The organism is Pseudomonas fragariae (ex Marin et al. 2024) (assembly GCF_059621105.1).
Map to the genome: position 1 here is coordinate 3,632,029 of NZ_CM184369.1, position 13,091 is coordinate 3,645,119.

14 protein-coding genes are annotated in these 13,091 nt (G+C 58.7%); 10 read left to right on the forward strand and 4 right to left on the reverse strand.

Going from position 1 to position 13,091, the window contains the following annotated elements; genetic code table 11:
* Nucleotides 1-536: 536 nt before the first annotated feature.
* Nucleotides 537-779 carry a hypothetical protein gene (locus tag AC54XV_RS15580; protein ID WP_003400578.1) on the forward strand — a complete coding sequence of 81 codons (243 nt, stop codon included), beginning with the start codon at nucleotides 537-539 and terminating at the stop codon, nucleotides 777-779.
* Nucleotides 776-3,517, forward strand: coding sequence for a glycoside hydrolase family 3 protein (locus tag AC54XV_RS15585; RefSeq protein WP_032657595.1), 2,742 nt, complete (start codon nucleotides 776-778; stop codon nucleotides 3,515-3,517). Before AC54XV_RS15580 ends, AC54XV_RS15585 begins: the two co-directional genes overlap by 4 nt.
* Before the next feature lie 16 nt (nucleotides 3,518-3,533).
* Here the strand turns inward: AC54XV_RS15585 and AC54XV_RS15590 are convergent, their stop codons facing one another.
* From AC54XV_RS15590 to AC54XV_RS15600, 3 genes are all read right to left on the reverse strand, one after another.
* On the reverse strand, nucleotides 3,534-4,184 hold the full coding sequence (locus tag AC54XV_RS15590; protein WP_011268171.1) for a TetR/AcrR family transcriptional regulator: 651 nt from the start codon (nucleotides 4,182-4,184) through the stop codon (nucleotides 3,534-3,536).
* Nucleotides 4,185-4,206: 22 nt separating this feature from the next.
* Nucleotides 4,207-5,568: an MATE family efflux transporter gene (locus AC54XV_RS15595; protein ID WP_003400566.1), complete on the reverse strand. Its 1,362-nt coding sequence runs from the start codon at nucleotides 5,566-5,568 to the stop codon at nucleotides 4,207-4,209.
* A gap of 113 nt (nucleotides 5,569-5,681) precedes the next feature.
* Nucleotides 5,682-5,936: a hypothetical protein gene (locus tag AC54XV_RS15600; protein WP_003315380.1), complete on the reverse strand. Its 255-nt coding sequence runs from the start codon at nucleotides 5,934-5,936 to the stop codon at nucleotides 5,682-5,684.
* A gap of 153 nt (nucleotides 5,937-6,089) precedes the next feature.
* Between AC54XV_RS15600 and AC54XV_RS15605 the strand changes: the two genes are divergently transcribed.
* Complete coding sequence (locus tag AC54XV_RS15605; RefSeq protein WP_003400563.1) at nucleotides 6,090-6,407, forward strand: ElaB/YgaM/YqjD family protein; 318 nt, start codon at nucleotides 6,090-6,092, stop codon at nucleotides 6,405-6,407.
* Nucleotides 6,408-6,532: 125 nt separating this feature from the next.
* Here AC54XV_RS15605 and AC54XV_RS15610 read toward each other — a convergent pair whose 3' ends face one another.
* Nucleotides 6,533-6,874, reverse strand: coding sequence for a hypothetical protein (locus tag AC54XV_RS15610; protein WP_003319121.1), 342 nt, complete (start codon nucleotides 6,872-6,874; stop codon nucleotides 6,533-6,535).
* A gap of 267 nt (nucleotides 6,875-7,141) precedes the next feature.
* On the opposite strand from AC54XV_RS15610, the gene AC54XV_RS15615 reads away from it, so the two are divergent.
* The 7 genes from AC54XV_RS15615 to AC54XV_RS15645 all read left to right on the forward strand — a co-directional run bounded on the left by AC54XV_RS15615 (nucleotide 7,142) and on the right by AC54XV_RS15645 (nucleotide 13,074).
* Nucleotides 7,142-8,212, forward strand: a complete 1,071-nt coding sequence (locus tag AC54XV_RS15615; protein WP_060409393.1) for a M4 family metallopeptidase — start codon at nucleotides 7,142-7,144, stop codon at nucleotides 8,210-8,212.
* A 30-nt stretch (nucleotides 8,213-8,242) separates the two neighbouring features.
* A complete protein-coding gene (locus AC54XV_RS15620) occupies nucleotides 8,243-8,542 on the forward strand; it encodes a protealysin inhibitor emfourin (RefSeq protein WP_003400556.1) in 300 nt (99 codons plus the stop codon).
* Between the two features lie 265 nt (nucleotides 8,543-8,807).
* Nucleotides 8,808-9,437, forward strand: a complete 630-nt coding sequence (locus AC54XV_RS15625; protein WP_003400553.1) for a paraquat-inducible protein A — start codon at nucleotides 8,808-8,810, stop codon at nucleotides 9,435-9,437.
* A complete protein-coding gene (locus AC54XV_RS15630; protein WP_003315385.1) occupies nucleotides 9,434-10,048 on the forward strand; it encodes a paraquat-inducible protein A in 615 nt (204 codons plus the stop codon). Before AC54XV_RS15625 ends, AC54XV_RS15630 begins: the two co-directional genes overlap by 4 nt.
* The gene (locus AC54XV_RS15635; protein WP_060409392.1) at nucleotides 10,041-11,720 is read left to right on the forward strand and encodes a PqiB family protein; all 1,680 of its coding nucleotides are present in this window, start codon (nucleotides 10,041-10,043) and stop codon (nucleotides 11,718-11,720) included. The genes AC54XV_RS15630 and AC54XV_RS15635 overlap by 8 nt, the downstream gene beginning before the upstream one ends.
* Nucleotides 11,717-12,340, forward strand: coding sequence for a PqiC family protein (locus AC54XV_RS15640; RefSeq protein ID WP_011268174.1), 624 nt, complete (start codon nucleotides 11,717-11,719; stop codon nucleotides 12,338-12,340). Before AC54XV_RS15635 ends, AC54XV_RS15640 begins: the two co-directional genes overlap by 4 nt.
* A gap of 284 nt (nucleotides 12,341-12,624) precedes the next feature.
* Nucleotides 12,625-13,074: a helix-turn-helix domain-containing protein gene (locus AC54XV_RS15645; RefSeq protein ID WP_011268175.1), complete on the forward strand. Its 450-nt coding sequence runs from the start codon at nucleotides 12,625-12,627 to the stop codon at nucleotides 13,072-13,074.
* The last annotated feature ends 17 nt before the right edge of the window (nucleotides 13,075-13,091 follow it).

A 13,091-nucleotide genomic window follows, 5' to 3' on the forward strand; every position in this document is an offset into this window, starting at 1 on the left:
CCTGAACACGGCCATGGTCGATCGGTAATGTACACTTTCACGTCCAAATTTAATGGAATAGAAATTAAAGACGTCGTTAATTAACGTGCACTTCAAGGCCTGAAAATTCCTTTAAGCGCGCATTAATTCACGTGTACATCCCGATACTTTCTCTTAGGGAGCCGGCTTTTTAAAACGCGCACGAACCACGAGGATGCAAAGCTTACCAGCTCGCTAAACCTAACGACAATTAGGTTTATTAAAAAACAATAAAAATCTAACATTTGATGATTTAATGGATTTTTATGGCTGCAAAATGGCTAAATTACCGATTTTATTCTTAAAAATCGGTCTAAAACCTCCGGCCTATTCTGAAAAAACAACATGATGGCCATGTGGCATCATTTATTAAAATCTCCATTACTCATACTTTAGCGACCTGTGAACTGTTTACTGTCGCGCTGGACTGATTGTTCAGCCGAGCTTTGTGCCATCGCAACAGCCGTCCGTTTTTATCCTGCAAACCATCAATCGAGATTCAATCGATGACTAGATCAATGCTGTCTGTTTTCAGTGCAGTACTTCTGTGCGCGCAAAGTGCCTTAACTTTCGCCGCGGACTCAACTTCCAGCACACCTGCCACTGGGTCCGATCAACAGATCCGGACGCAGGTGGAAGCCAAGCGCGACCAGTTGTCAGGCGCCGACAAGATCAACCCGGCCCAACAGCAGAGTTCGTCGTCCCTGCTCGACGCGCCGGTGAACACCGACGACGCCCCTGCCCAGGCACAACGACCATGAACAACCTCAATCAACCGATCACATCGACCGCAAGGACATTTGCCTTGTCAGCCTTCAAACAGACGCTGGGCCTGAGTCTGCTGACGTTCAGCGTCATGCAGGCCAACCTTGCACTCGCCGCCGTGACCCCGGCGACCGGCAACGAAGTCGAAGCGCGCGTCAGCTCGATTCTCGACAACATGAACCAGTCGGAAAAGATCAACTTCACCCGCGTCAACGACGGTCACATGATCCCGTCGCTGCTCAAGTGGGGCATCAAGGGCACCGTGGCGTATGACTCGTCCATGGGCGTGCACGTCAACAACGCCACCTTCGGCGCCCAGTACCCGTCGCAGTCTGCGCTGGCAGCGACCTGGAGCATCAACCGGGCCAAGGAATTCGGCCTGGCCATCGCTTATGAAACGCGAATTTCCGGCGGCCAGCAGATGCTTTCGCCAGGCGTGAACCTGTACCGGACGCCCTACAACGGCCGCTCGGCAGAATACGTCAGCGGTGAAGACCCGTTCCTCGGCGCCGTGCTGGCACCCGCTATCGTCAACGGCATTCAGGCTCAGGGCATCCAGGCCAGCGGCAAGCACTACCTGGCCAACGAGCAGGAAGCCAATCGTCAGGCGATCGACGTCAAGGTCGATGAGCGCACCCTGCGCGAACTGTACCTTCCAGGCTTCGAGTCGATGGTGAAGAACGCCAATGTCGCCTCGATCATGTGCGGCTTCAACAAGGTCAACGGCGACTATGCCTGTGAAAACCATCACCTGATCACTGAAGTGCTCAAGGGCGAATGGGGCTATCAGGGCATGGTCATCAGTGATTTCAACGCCATCCACGATGCCTTCAAGGGCGCGTGGGCCGGTACGGACATCGACATGCCCTCCGGCCTGCAGTTTACCGAAGCCAATCTCCTGCCCTACCTGTGGAGCGGGCAACTGACCCAGAACGTGATCGACGACAAGGTCAAACGCAACCTGCGTGGCATCGTCAGCTACGACCTGCAGAACAACCTCAACACCGCCAAGACCTTGGAACATCCGGAATACGGCATGCGTGCCGCGCTGAATACCGCGCGCGAATCCATCGTGTTGCTGCGCAACGAGAACACCGCTGCCGGCAAACCGCTGCTGCCGCTGGAGCGTTCGGCGAAAATAGCCGTGATCGGCAACTGGGCGCACGACGTACCGGCATCGCCTTTCGGCACCGCCAATTCACCGCCCAACAGCTACGTGACCGAGCTGAGCGGCTTGCAGCAACTGGCCTCCAGCAGCAGCGATGTCACGTATCTGTCAGAGATGAGCCTGAATCCGGCGAGCTCGGTGTGGTATCAGCCAGCAACCGGCGACAACGGGATCAGCAACGCCGGGGTAAAAGCCGAATACTTCTCCAATACCAGCTTTTCCGGTGACCCGGTACTGACGCGCGTCGAGCCCGGCGTGAACCTGAACTGGACCACCGGCAGCAACGTGACCAACGCAGGCAGCACGGCAGTGTCTGGCTTCAGCCCGACAGCCGGCGCTTTCTCGGCACGTTTCACCACTACCATCAAGCCCACCATTTCGGGCGCCCAGGCGTTCAAGGTGCGTGCGGATGGCCCGTACAAACTCTGGGTCAATGATGAGCTCATCGTGCAGAGCGACGGCGTGCCTTACTCGGGCGATGTGGTGAATGCACTGACAACGTCGGGGAAGACTGCCGCATTGTCAGCCGGCAAGACCTATACCGTGAAACTGGAATACCAGCGCGTACAGGGTAATTTCATTCCCGCACTGGGCGGCCTGACCGGCGTGCAGATGAGCTGGGCTTCGTTGCGTCCGCCGAAGGATCTGTCGAAATACGATGCGGTGGTGGTTGCGACCGGGACCACGTCTGAAAACGAAGGCGAAGGTTCCGACCACGGCTTCGATCTGCCGGACCAACAGGCTGAACTGATCAGCTTCGTTGCCAAGGCCAACCCCAACACCATCGTGGTCATGCACGGCGGTGGCGTGGCCAATATGCAGCCATGGGCGAACAAGGTCGGCGCCACGCTGCAAGCCTGGTTCCCGGGCCAGCAAGGCGGTCAGGCACTGGCCGAGATCCTCTACGGCAAGGTCAACCCGTCGGGCAAGTTGCCGGTCACGATCGACAAGAACATCGAGGATAACCCGAGCTATGCCTCTTATCCGGATCCGGCGGCCTATCGCGGCAGCAACCCGCTGACCGAGATGACCTACAGCGAAGGCCTGTACATGGGTTATCGCGGGTATGACAAGAAACACGCCAAGCCGCTTTATCCATTCGGCTATGGCCTGTCCTACACCACGTTCAGCTACAGCGACCTGAAACTGTCGACCAACGTGCTGACCCCAGGCTCGACGATCGACGTGAAATTCACGGTGACCAACACCGGCGACAAGGCCGGCTTCGAGGTGGCGCAGCTGTATGTGCAGCCGGTCAAACCTGCCGTGGACCGTCCGGAGAAAGAGCTCAAGGGCTTCACCAAGGTGTACCTGCAGCCGGGCGAGAGCAAGACCGTCAGCGTACCGATAGACTCGCGCTCCCTGGCTTACTACGTCGACAAGACGGCAAGCTGGGACGTCGATGCCGGGAAGTTCAAGATCCTCGTCGGCGCGGATTCGGAGAACCTCACGCTCAACAGGACGCTGATCACCCTGTACCCGGAAAAACTGACCACGCGTGACAGCAACCCGCTGCCATTGCCACTGCGCAAGGCAGTCCAGGTCAGCGCGGCACAGACCTACTGATGCACCCCGTCAAGGCTCATGGATGAGCCTTGATATCCCTTCCCAATCGCTGCACGTAGATATCGAAAACCGCCATGACATCCACGTCGCGGGGGCTTCGCAGCCACTGAATCTGCAAGCCGTCCATGACCGAGAAGATCTCCTGGGCCAGGGCTTTGACATTGATATCGCCGCGCACTTCCCCCGCTTCTATCAACGCCTGCAAATGGCTGCGTGCGTGTTCGTGGGTCAGCTGGAATCGCTCAAGGTGCCAGGCCCATGCCGGGTGCGCCTTCGACAGGCTCTCGGTATTCATCAGCAGCGCTGCCTGACACTCCTCGGCATTCTCGATACTGAAACTCATGCTCAGCTTGAGAAACTTCAGAAACCCTTCAAGCGTCGGCTCGGTGACCAGATCCTGAAAGCGCGAGGTGACCCGCTGGTCCCTGCGCTCCAGCAAGGCGGCGAGCAAGGCTTCCTTGTTGGGAAAATGGTGCAGCAACCCTACCGTAGTGATACCGGCAAGCAGTGCAACCTCGCGCATCGACGCACTCGAATAGCCGTCTCTGGCAAAAACGACGGTAGCGGCATCCAGCAAGGCCTTTCTGCGCATGTCTCCCTTGGGCGCGCGGCGACGCTTGGGTGGGGCCGTTTCTGCGGATTCATTCCCTGATTCTTCGATGACCATAAAAACCTGATAACGCCTTGATTCAATGTGCCCCGATGCTCATGACCGGGGCCCTGCTGGTAAAAAACCGTTTCGCCGTCAGCGACGCCGTGGTGATGGAGATCAGCGCGATGAGCGCATTGCCGGTAAACATGCCGGGCAAGGCGCCGCTGCTGCCGAACCAGTGGGTCCCGGCGAAGACGAACGGCACTGTACCCGCCGTTGCCCTGAGCCAGGCAAATACCGCGACCCACCACGACCTGTTCATGGTCAGGAATACCGCGATGGCGACGAAATCCAGGCCTATCAGAACCCAGAGGCCACCGCCCCACAAGCAAAAGGCCATGAACACGGCACGGGCTTCGTCACCCAACTGGTAGAGGTCGGCAATCATGCCACCACAGAGCAGCAGCACCAGCCACACGGCCAGCCCGTAACAGACCACCAGCCGCCGGGTAAAAACGACCGCAGATCGCACACGATCATCGCGGCTCGCACCAATGTTCTGACCCAGCACCGGAGCCAGCGCGCCAGGCAGGGCAAAAAAGGCGCAGTAGGAAAACTGTATGACCCGATCCAGCACTGTCATGGCGGCCAGAGCCGAGGTGCCAAATGCCGAAAGCGAGGCGACAAGATAAGCCAAACCGACCGGCGTCGCCAGATTTGCCGCCATCGCCGGAAGCGCCAGCCTGAAGGTATGCCGCGCATGCAGGCGCAACAGTTTCAGATTGCGCGTGAACACTATGCCTATTCGGCTGCGCACCCAGTACAGCCCGATGGAAGCGGAAACTGCTGCAGACACAGCGAAGGCGATCCCTGCACCGTCGAGCCCCAGGCCGAGTGCAAAGATGAAAAACGGGTCCGCCACCGCCAGCGTGGCGGCAGCGGACAGCACGACGCCCATCGCCCGGCGGTTGTCACCAATGGTTCTGAGCATCTGCGCCGACATCTGCATCACCGCCTGCAACGCGGTAAAAGGCAGGGTCAACCAGATAAAACTGCGCGCTGCCTCGTAAGTGGCCGCCTCGGCACCCAGCCATCTTGTGATCGGCACGATGAACGTCAACTGCGCGGCGGCGGCCAGACCGCCGACCGTAATCACCATGAGCATCAGACTGCCGGTGAGCCTGGGTATCGACCTGGCCGCCCGATGGCCGATGCGCGCGGAAAGCACCGAGGCCCCGGCGATGATCAGGCCGGTCGCCAGCGCGCCGTTGAAAAACATCAGGACCTTGGCAATACCGACCGCCGCCAGAAGCACGGGGTCATGCAGCATAGACACATAGACCAGCGTGAGAATGTCGACCAGAAAGACGGCGAACAGGCTCAAGGCGCTGGCACTGGCGGTGACGACGATATGGCGCGCTACGCTGCCCTGGGTGAATCTTGCACTGGCTTGGGCCATCAACGTTCTCAAAAGGCCTTACGGATCAGGAAGGCAAGACACCCTCACCAGGACGCCCTCACGCTACACGTGAAGAACGATCAGCGCCGGATTGTCGGGGCGCTGTCGGGCTGCTACCTGCTCGCCGCCATCAGACGATTCACTTCACTGCGGACCATGTTGGCGTATTCCGGGGGACTCATGGTGTCCAGCTCGGAACGAACCCACTCAGACCACTTGCCCTTGCGTTTGGCGCGTTCGCCCATCAGGCGTGCTGCCTCGCCCTTGGCCTTGCCCAGATTGCTCTGCCACAGTTCGAACAGCCGGGATTTTTCGTCTTCCAGAGCGGTACGTTCAGGGAGCGGCCGATTGGCCAGATTGAAACTCATCACAGTCACCTACGGCTAAAAACGGCTGCATCTTACACCCGTAAGGGGCATTGCTTGCAGAGTCTTGCGTCGGGTCATTCAAGCAATTGCAACTTTTCAGGATGCGCGAGACTCCATTGAACACTGTTGCCACCACTTGAAAGGAATACACCCATGGCTCGTAAGACCCCTGCTCAACAAGCTGCCGATCAAATCAAGGATCAGGCATTCAGTGACCTGCAGGCACTGATCGAAGAATCCGACAAACTGCTCAAGGAAAGCGCTGCACTGGTTGGCGAAGAAGCAGAGACATTGCGCGCGCAGTTGAGCGTCAAACTCAAGCAGGCACTGGACTCGATGGCCAGTGTTCGCGACCGTACCAAGCCGGTTGTCGAAGCGACCGAAACCTACATCGGTGGTCATCCATGGCAGACCGTGGCTATTTCTGCCGGCTTTGGCCTGGTAGTTGGCCTGCTGCTGGGTCGTCGTTGATCGACTGATTGACGGCATCGCGGGTCAGGTTACCGGCCCGCGATGCCGTTGCAGTAAGATGCCGTTGCAGTAAGATGCCGTTGCAGTAAAGTGTGATGAAGCAGATGTAAACCTGGCGAACGCCCTTAGCGGGTGTGCTGCACCACCGAAGGCTCGGCAAAACGGTGCGACTTGGTCACCTTCGCCTGTAACGCCACGCGCTCTTCCTCGGCCTTGGCCTGGCTTTCATAAGGCCCTATCAATACCTGCTGCTTACCGTCCACGTCCACGATGATCGGGGCATAACTGCGCTCGAGCAACCAGGCGCTGGAATCGCTGACCGCCTCCCGCGAGTTCATCTGAATGAACCACTGCGGCGTAGAGACCGGAGCAGTCGCTGCCGTCCCCTGGACTTTATCCCTGGCGGGCCCGCCTCCATCGCATCCGGCCAGAGCCAGTACCGCTATCATCATTACCGTCTTGCGCACGTAGGTCTGCTCCTCGTCTGAAGTGGCGCGAGTCTAACATTGCCGCGCGGCCCGTTGATCACCTGTGTCGAGGTGTCGCACTGCCTCTGCAATGACGTGAAGTACCGACAATACGGGGCTATCGCCACATCAGGCAGGTTTGGCGGCAACCGTCGATCATGTAATCAGATATTTCGTTGCATATAAACGCGACATGAAGTGTCACACGACTGCGACCATGTTGATCGGTGGCTTGCCGCCATCGATGCATTAGTACAGGAGTTCATCATGTGCGACGACCGAAATCCCCTGCATTGCTTCATTCCGCCTTACATGCTCGAGCGTATGGCGCAATCCCCCAAGAATCTGGTCAGCGCCCGGGCCATCGCCAACCTGACGAGTAGCTCGGCGTTTCTCGCCTCCCGCCTCTCTGCGCGAACCATGCCATCCATGCACGCGATCAAATCGCCAGACGGACGAAAACATCGCGTGATTCATGATGCCAAGGGCACTAACGATCTGCCCGGCGCCGTGGTGCGCAAGGAAGGCCAGGCAGCGACGGGCGACAAGGCAACCGATGAAGCCTACGATGGCTCAGGCGACGTCTACGATTTCTATGCGCAACTGTTCGAACGCAACTCGCTGGACGACAGCGGCATGTCACTGGTCTCGACCGTGCACGTCGCCGAAGTGGATTTCAACGGCGATCACGTACCGTTGAGCAACGCCTATTGGAATGGCAGCCAGATGGCTTACGGCGACGGTGATGACCTGGTCTTCAAGCGCTTTACCGGCAGCCTTGAAGTGATCGGTCATGAACTGACCCACGGCGTGCAGAGTTTCACCTCGAATCTGGACTACCGCGGGCAATCCGGGGCCTTGAACGAGCATTTTGCCGACGTGTTCGGCATGCTGGTGCGCCAGTGGAAACAAGGCACCAGCGCCGCCGAGTCGGACTGGGTGGTGGGCAAGGAGTTGCTGGTGCCGGCGCCGACGCGACGAGGCATTCGCGATATGGAAAAACCCGGCACTGCCTATTCCAACGATCCGGATCTGGGCGATGATCCGCAACCTGCAACGATGGCCGACCTGTATACCGGTGCCAAGGATCGCGGCGGTGTACACATCAACTCGGGCATTCCCAACCGGGCATTCGTGCTGGTGGCCAAGGCGCTGGGCGGAAATGCCTGGGAAGTGGCGGGCAGAATCTGGTATGAAACGATGCTGGAGCTGGCCTCGGACAGTCAATTCATCGATTGTGCCAAGGCCAGCATAAAAGTAGCCTCGGACCCACGCTTCGGCCCCAAAGCCAAGAAAGCCGTGCAGGCGGCCTGGAAAGAGGTCGGTCTCAAGGTATAGGCAAAGCATAACCACCAAAAGGTGCTTGAAATGAAGGTCTGTCTAGTGCAATCCGGCGGTTTTGCAGGTGCAGTCAAACGCTGTGAGGTCGATACAGCCACCCTTGAGCAGCCCGAAGCAGAGCAATTGCAGAGGTTGGTGAGCGATAGCGGTCTGAAGCAGTCCAGCAGTGCTTTCAATGACGAAGCGCGGGACCTGAATCAGTACGAAATCACCATCGAGGATGACGCCAGGGCAATCTGCCTGACGTTCGACGAACACAACGTGCCTGCATCCGCCCGCCAGTTGCTCGGCTTTCTCAAGCAACGCGTCAAACCCGGCAAGCTATAAGACAGGCTTTTGCCATAGGACTCTGGCAGCAGCGATGTCCTTTCGTCGTCAGATGGGGGCGTCGCTGCTACCGGATTCGCCAGCACTCTCCGCGCGTGGAATAATGGCGCAGTGACATGTGAACCACCCACCACCTGGGCGGTCAATGATTTGTACCGATCTGCTAGCGCTGAACGTACAAAAAAAAACGCTTCACACTGCCATTAACGAGGTATCTTTTCGTGCTGCGCGTTCTTACCTCCTTACCTCTGCATCAATGGCGTCGATGAGCACTGTGCATCCTATCGAACACTCTTCCGGCCTGATCATCTGCGAGCACTGTGACTCGCTCTACGAAGCCCATCCGCTGCAGCCCGGCGAGGCGGCATTCTGCCTTCGCTGCGAGGCATTGCTCGGTCGTGGCCATCGAGTGACCATAGAGCAGCTGCTCGCGCTGACCATCGCTGCAGCCATGCTTTTCGTCTTCGCCAATCTGTTTCCGGTCATCAGCATCAATATGAAAGGCCTGTCCAACGAGGTCACACTCTGGCAATCGGTTGAAGCGCTTGCTCAAGGGCGGATCACGATCATTGCCCTGGTGGCCGGCCTGTCGATCATTTTTGCCCCTCTGTTGCAGATCGTTCTGCTGTTCTGGGTGCTGGTACATGCGCACAAGGGCATTATCGCGCCCGGCTTCAGAACCTGCATGCGTGCGCTGGAGCACTTGCGTCCATGGAGCATGCTCGAGGTGTGCATGCTCGGTATTCTGGTGGCCATCATCAAACTGTCCGGGATGCTCGATGTACACCCCGGTGTCGGTCTCTGGGCCATGGCCATGCTGATGGTGCTGATCCTGCTGATCGCCAACAAGGATATCCGCCGATTGTGGGATGAACTGGGAGTGCAGCCGCAATGAACGGCATCCCCTTCGCCCATGAACACAAGCTCTGCCTGTGCCACACCTGCGGTTATGCCTGCCAGGAGGACGCTACGCGCTGCCCGCGCTGTGACTCGCCTGTGCACAAACGCAAACCCAACAGCATCAGCCGCACCTGGGCCTATCTGATTGCCGCCCTGATTTTCTATATCCCGGCCAATGTGCTGCCGGTGATGTACACCAACCTATTGGGTAACCGCAGCGAAAGCACGATCATGAGCGGCGTCATCGAGTTTTTCGAAAGCGGCTCCTGGGACATCGCCATCCTGATTTTCGTCGCCAGTGTTCTGGTGCCGTGCATCAAGTTTCTGGTGCTGGGCATGCTGCTGATCACCTGCCAGCGTCGCAGCACCTGGGCGATGCGCGAGCGTGCGCGCCTGTATCGCTTCATCGAACTGATCGGCTACTGGTCGATGCTCGATGTGCTGGTTGTGGCCCTTGTGGCGTCTCTTGTCCAGTTTCGTGAGCTCAGCACCATCGAGCCGCGAATCGGTATTCTGTTTTTTGGCTTGGTAGTGGTGATGACGATGTTCGCCGCCATGAGTTTCGATCCCCGGCTTATCTGGGACGCAGAGGTTGAAGATGTCTGACAGTACCCTCCCCCCGCTTGCTTCAGTGCCACGCCCTGAAGTCAAACGTCGTCGCCTGCGTGTCTCGCTGATCTGGCTGGTGCCGATCGTTGCCGCGATCATTGGCATATCCATGGCCTTGCATGACTGGATGAACATCGGTCCCAGAATCACGGTCAGCTTCCTGACAGCCGAAGGTCTGGAAGCCAACAAGACTCAGGTCAAATACAAGAACGTGGTCATCGGCATGGTCACGGATATCAGCCTCAGTGAGGACCGCACCCATGTGCTGGCCAACATCGAGCTGAACACCAGCGCCGCACCGTTTACACGGGTCGACAGCCAGTTCTGGGTGGTGCGCCCACGCATCGGCGCACACGGGGTTTCGGGTGTAGACACGCTGCTTTCGGGCGCCTTCATCGGCGCCGACGCAGGCAGCGCCGAGGAAACCAAGAGCAGCTTCACCGGCCTGGAAACGCCGCCGCCGGTGACCTTCGGTGAAAAAGGCAAGCGCTTCACCCTGCACACCGACGATCTGGGCTCGCTGGACATCGGCTCACCGATCTATTTCCGACGTATTCAGGTCGGTCAGGTGGTGGCCTACGACCTGTCCAAGGACGGCCGCGGCGTCGACATCCAGATTTTCATCAACGCACCGAACGATCAGTACATCACCACTGACACGCGCTTCTGGAACGCCAGCGGTGTCGACATCACCGTCGGCGCCTCAGGCGTCAAGGTCAATACGCAGTCGCTGACCTCGATCATTTCCGGCGGGATCGCCTTTCGCGAGCCGAACTGGAGCCCGGACTCGAAGCCGGCGGACGAGAACGCAGAATTCAAGATATTCGATGACCAGACCGCGGCGATGGCACCACCCGATGGTGAGCCACGCTACATCCGCATGCGTTTCAATCAATCGCTTCGCGGGCTGACGGTCAATGCGGCAGTTGACTTCCTCGGGGTCAATATCGGCAAGGTGGTATCGGTGGACCTGGATTACGATCCGGCCACCAAGACCTTCCCCGGTATCGTTGGCGCAGTGATCTATCCCAAGCGCCTGGGGGCGGCCGAGTCCAAGCTCAAGGAACTCGGCGGCTCGGGTGATGAAGAAGAACAGTCTGCCCGCGTACTGGGTGCTTTCGTGGCCAATGGTCTGCGTGCCCAGGTGCGTAACGGCAACCTGCTGACTGGCCAGCTGTACATCGCCATGGAGTTCGATCCAAAGGCGCCGAAGGTGGCGTTCAACGCCAAGGCCCGACCGCTGGAGATTCCGACCGTACCGGGCAGCTTCGACAAGCTGCAGGAGCAACTGCAGGCATTCGTCGAGAAACTCAGCAACTTGCCGATCGACCAGCTGGCGGGCAACCTCAACGGCACCCTCAGCGAGTTGCAGAAAACCCTCAAACAGGTCAACAGCAGCGTGTTGCCGCAAATGCGCGGCACCTTGCAGCAGGCCGAAAAAACCCTGGGGACTGCCAACGACTCGTTCGCCGAAGATTCGCCAGCGCGTCAGCAACTGGGCCAGGCCATGGATGAAGTGCAACGTACCGCGCGTTCGGTGCGGGTCCTCACCGACTTCCTCAGCCGCCATCCGGAATCGCTGATTCGCGGCCGTACGGGCGACGCAGCGCCTCGTTCGTTCAACGCCCCGTCCTCGTCCCGAGCCATTGATCCGGAGCCAAAACAATGACCTTGCGCCTGAAACTGATGGTACTTGCCGCAGCAGTGGGCCTGGGTGCCTGCACATCGACGCAGACCCACTACTACACGCTGATCGCGCCGATGAGCGCAACGAGCACGGCCGCCAGCAAACCCATGCCGTTCCAGTTCGAAATGCTGCCGGTCATCATGCCGGTGCAGGTCGACCAGCCGCCGCTGGTGGTTCGTCAGGGTAACGGCAGCCTGGCCATTCTGGACACCGAACGCTGGGGATCACCGCTGGGCGACGAGTTTCACGATGCGCTGACCCCGCAACTGGAGCGTCGCTTCGGCAGCCGCGACATGGCCGGCTTGCCGAAAAACAGCGATCAGCCAACGCTGTCGCTGCGTACCGACGTGCGGCGCTTCGAGTCGATGCCTGGCAATTACGCACTCATTGACGTGGTGTGGACACTCGGGCTTCGCGAAGCTGGTGCCACGGCGGGCAGCAAACGGCAGAGCCTGACCTGCAGCAGCGTGATCCGCGAGCAGGCCGGTGAAGGCATGGAAAATCTCATCATGGCCCACCAGAAAGCGGTTGCCCAGCTGGCAGACAAGATCGCCGCTACGGCCGCGAGCTGGACCGCACAGCGCGCCTCGCGCTGCCTCTGAAATCTATCGGGAGGTCTGCGTAAAAGGCCTCCCGATTTCGCTTCATTCAGCCTGAAACCGTTGTGCCAGCTACCTGCACGTCGCTGCTCGAAACGTTCAATTCGGTACAAAAATGTATCACCCTTCCGGATTCCTACGTACACTCTGCCATCTGTCTGGTACGTTAGTACCTGATTGGACCGAACACGCAATTCCTCGCCCTAGCAGGGATGTCTGATCAGTCGACGCCAGAAACGCTTGTTAACCCTGACTGTAGCGGTGCACAGTTTATCGAGGACAAACGGATGACAGGGATCGGACCACGACTTAAAAAGGAACGTTTGCGCCTCAAGCTTTCGCAGAGTGCACTGGGGGCGATAGGTGGCGTGGAAACCAACGCCCAGGGCAACTACGAAAATGGCGTCCGCTCCCCCCGTGCGGATTATCTGTCCAGCATTTCGAATGCCGGAGTGGATGTTGCCTATGTGGTCACCGGCCTCAGCGCTACGCGTAACGTCCCCGCTGTCATAACGTCGGACAGTCAGAGCAGCGCCCCGCTCAACCGCGTCGTCGAACGCCTGCACGGCAACCTGCACGACGTGACCCAGAATCTGTACCACTTCACCCGCCTGATCGAATCGAACTCAGGCATTGGCAATGTGGACAGCAATCAGCTGGAAAACATCAAGAACGACGCCGAAGCGATCACCGTCGCCACTGTTCGGCTGATCTACATGACGTCACGAATCAAGTAACGCGCAAGTATCGCGTG

What these genes read in the sequence shown, in the direction of transcription:
- AC54XV_RS15580 (WP_003400578.1), top strand. Translation starts at nt 537, where the DNA reads ATGCTGTCTGTTTTCAGTGCAGTACTTCTGTGCGCGCAAAGTGCCTTA.
- AC54XV_RS15585 (WP_032657595.1), top strand. Translation starts at nt 776, where the DNA reads ATGAACAACCTCAATCAACCGATCACATCGACCGCAAGGACATTTGCC.
- AC54XV_RS15590 (WP_011268171.1), bottom strand. Translation starts at nt 4,184, where the DNA reads ATGGTCATCGAAGAATCAGGGAATGAATCCGCAGAAACGGCCCCACCC.
- AC54XV_RS15595 (WP_003400566.1), bottom strand. Translation starts at nt 5,568, where the DNA reads ATGGCCCAAGCCAGTGCAAGATTCACCCAGGGCAGCGTAGCGCGCCAT.
- AC54XV_RS15600 (WP_003315380.1), bottom strand. Translation starts at nt 5,936, where the DNA reads ATGAGTTTCAATCTGGCCAATCGGCCGCTCCCTGAACGTACCGCTCTG.
- AC54XV_RS15605 (WP_003400563.1), top strand. Translation starts at nt 6,090, where the DNA reads ATGGCTCGTAAGACCCCTGCTCAACAAGCTGCCGATCAAATCAAGGAT.
- AC54XV_RS15615 (WP_060409393.1), top strand. Translation starts at nt 7,142, where the DNA reads ATGTGCGACGACCGAAATCCCCTGCATTGCTTCATTCCGCCTTACATG.
- AC54XV_RS15620 (WP_003400556.1), top strand. Translation starts at nt 8,243, where the DNA reads ATGAAGGTCTGTCTAGTGCAATCCGGCGGTTTTGCAGGTGCAGTCAAA.
- AC54XV_RS15625 (WP_003400553.1), top strand. Translation starts at nt 8,808, where the DNA reads ATGAGCACTGTGCATCCTATCGAACACTCTTCCGGCCTGATCATCTGC.
- AC54XV_RS15630 (WP_003315385.1), top strand. Translation starts at nt 9,434, where the DNA reads ATGAACGGCATCCCCTTCGCCCATGAACACAAGCTCTGCCTGTGCCAC.
- AC54XV_RS15635 (WP_060409392.1), top strand. Translation starts at nt 10,041, where the DNA reads ATGTCTGACAGTACCCTCCCCCCGCTTGCTTCAGTGCCACGCCCTGAA.
- AC54XV_RS15640 (WP_011268174.1), top strand. Translation starts at nt 11,717, where the DNA reads ATGACCTTGCGCCTGAAACTGATGGTACTTGCCGCAGCAGTGGGCCTG.
- AC54XV_RS15645 (WP_011268175.1), top strand. Translation starts at nt 12,625, where the DNA reads ATGACAGGGATCGGACCACGACTTAAAAAGGAACGTTTGCGCCTCAAG.